This is a genomic window from Chromobacterium piscinae (assembly GCF_021129175.1).
Classification (GTDB): Bacteria; Pseudomonadota; Gammaproteobacteria; order Burkholderiales; family Chromobacteriaceae; genus Chromobacterium; species Chromobacterium piscinae.
In genome coordinates this window covers 1-2,625 of sequence record NZ_JAJOHV010000157.1, presented here as the reverse complement: position 1 = coordinate 2,625, position 2,625 = coordinate 1, and the positions used below count along the sequence as shown (strand labels likewise).

Below are 2,625 nucleotides of genomic sequence, written 5' to 3'. Positions count from 1 at the left end.
CTCACCGCGGCCGCGGTGAGCGGCGACTACCGCCGCGCGTTGCTGCGCCGGCTGCTGCTGGTGGCCGGCCTGCTGGCGATGCTGGCGCTGTCGCTGTCTCTGGACGTCACCACCGGCGCCAGCGGCATGCCGCTGGCCGAGTTCTGGCGCACGCTGCTGGAGCCGTCCGCCGCCGATCCGGCCACCGCCGTCATCGTCTGGGACATCCGCCTGCCCTACGCGCTGATCGCCGTCGGCGCCGGCCTGGCGTTGGGCCTGGCCGGCGCGGAGATGCAGACCGTGCTGCACAATCCGCTGGCCGACCCGTTCACGCTGGGCCTGCAGCCGGCCGCGGCCTTCGGCGCGGCGCTGGCGCTGCTGCTGGGCATCAGCCTGCCTGGCATTCCCGCGTCGTGGATGCTGCCGGTCAACGCCTTCGTGTTCGCACTGGGCTCGGCGCTGCTGCTGGACCTGGTAGCGCGCTGGACGCGGATGGCGGCCAGCGGCGTGGTGCTGTTCGGCATCGCGCTGTTCTTCAGCTTCAACGCGCTGGTGTCGCTGCTGCAATTCGTCTCCACCGCCGACGCGCTGCAAGACCTGGTGTTCTGGCTGATGGGCAGCCTGTCCCGCGCCGACTGGCCCAAGATCGGCCTGATCTTCGCCGCCTTCGCGCTGATCCTGCCGTGGTCGCTGGCCAATGCCTGGCGGCTGACCGCGCTGCGCCTGGGCGAGGACCGCGCCGCCAGCTTCGGCATCGATGTGCGCCGGCTGCGGCTGACCTCCCTGCTGCGCGCCAGCCTGCTCACCGCGCTGGCGGTGGCCTTCGTCGGCACCATAGGCTTCATCGGCCTGATCGCGCCGCATATCGCCCGCAGGCTGGTGGGCGAGGATCACCGCTTCTACCTGCCGGTGAGCGCGCTGACCGGCGCGGCCATCCTGTCCATGGCCTCGGTGGTCACCAAGAACCTGATCCCCGGCGTCATCGTGCCGGTGGGCATCGTCACCGCGCTGGTGGGCATCCCCTTCTTCATCGTCATCGTCTTGCGCAACGGAGGCCGGACATGAGCGATCAGCTGTCCATCGAAAACCTGTCGGTCAGCTACGGCAAGCGCCGCGTCATCCATCAATTGTCCGTGCCCTGTATGCGGGCGGGCGAGGTCACCGCCCTGCTCGGCCCCAACGGCAGCGGCAAGTCCACCCTGCTGCGCGCGCTGGCCGGCCTGCAGGGCGGCGACGGCCTGGTCCGCCTGTGCGGCCGCCCGCTCAGCCGACAACGCGGCGAGGTGGCCTACCTGCCGCAGACGCTGCCGCCCAGCGTCCATCTGACGGTGTTCGAATCGCTGATGGTGGCCGGCCAGGCCACCGCCGCCGGCCTATTCCGCCGCCACGACGACCAGCAGGTGTTCGCGCTGCTGCAATCGCTGGGCATCGACCACCTGGCCCTGCATTTTCTCGACCAGCTCTCCGGCGGCCAGCGCCAGCTGGTGGGCATCGCCCAGGCGCTGATCCGCGAACCGGCGGTGCTGCTGCTGGACGAGCCGCTGTCGGCGCTGGACCTGAACTACCAGTTCCACGTGATGGACCTGCTGCGCCGCGAAACCCGCCGCCGCGGCATGGTGACGGTGATCGTGCTGCACGATCTGAACGTGGCGCTGCGCCACACCGACCGGGTGCTGATGCTGAAAGCCGGCCAGTTGCTGGCCAACGGCAGCCCGGATCAGGTGATAGACGCCGCCACGCTGCGCGCGGTCTACGGCGTGAGCGGCCGGGTGGAGCGCTGCTCGCAGGGCGTGCCGCACGTGCTGGTGGACGGCCTGGCCGCAGGCTAACCCTCCCGGCGGGACGGCCGGCGCCGTCCCGCTGGATTGAATTCTCCCCTTTTCTCACGCAATGCGATTGAAATTGATATTCAATCGCATTTATGATGTCAGCCTTCGCTCACGCGCCGCCCAGGCGGCCGGCAACAATAACAGGCAGACATCCTCATGACCGAGACTTCCACGCGCCTTCCCGTCAGCTACGCCCAGCACGGCATCTGGATGGGCCAGCGGCTGGCCCCCGACAATCCCGGCTACTGGACCGCCGAGGCCATCGAGCTGAAAGGCCCGCTGGACGCCGGCATCCTGCGCGCCTGCGCCGCCGAGGCGCTTGCCCATTGCCCGGCGCTCAACATGCGCTTCGAGTTCGACGGCGAGACGCTGTGGCAGCATCCGCGGCGCAACTCGCCCCAGCCGCTGCCCTGGCACGACCTGAGCGGCGAATCCGATCCAGAAGCCGCTGCCGCCGCCTGGATGCGCGGGGCGCTGTCCCAGCCCTGCAACCCGGCCGTCGATCCGCTGTACCGCAGCGCGCTGCTCCAGTTGGGGCCGCGCCATTCCCTGTGGTACGTGCAAACCCATCACATCGCGCTGGACGGCTTCGCCTACGGCCTGCTGGCCAAGGTGGTGGCCGCGCGCTACAACGCCGCGCTGCGCGGACAGGACGCGCCGCCGCTGCCCGATTGGCGGCTGGAGCCGGTTCTGGCGGAAGACCAGGCTTATCAGACATCCGAACAGCGCGAGCGGGACCGCGCGTTCTGGACCGCGCGGCAGCAAGCCTTTCCCGCCGCCGCCACGCTGGCCCCGCCGCAGCCGCTGGCCGACGGCG

General features: G+C 70.2%; 3 protein-coding genes. All 3 read left to right on the top strand.

All coding sequences use genetic code 11. The annotated features are described in order from the left end of the window. Nucleotides 1–1,044: FecCD family ABC transporter permease (locus LQR33_RS23635; RefSeq protein WP_231470679.1), on the top strand; the 1,044-nt coding region annotated here is incomplete at its 5' end. Continuing rightward, nucleotides 1,041–1,808 (top strand): ABC transporter ATP-binding protein, encoded by a 768-nt coding sequence (locus LQR33_RS23630; protein WP_231470677.1) that lies wholly within the window; start codon nt 1,041–1,043, stop codon nt 1,806–1,808. The genes LQR33_RS23635 and LQR33_RS23630, both read left to right, overlap by 4 nt. Before the next feature lie 156 nt (nt 1,809–1,964). Beyond that, on the top strand, nt 1,965–2,625 hold a 661-nt coding region (locus LQR33_RS23625; protein WP_231470676.1), incomplete at its 3' end, for a condensation domain-containing protein.

What these genes read in the sequence shown, in the direction of transcription:
- LQR33_RS23630 (WP_231470677.1), top strand. Translation starts at nt 1,041, where the DNA reads ATGAGCGATCAGCTGTCCATCGAAAACCTGTCGGTCAGCTACGGCAAG.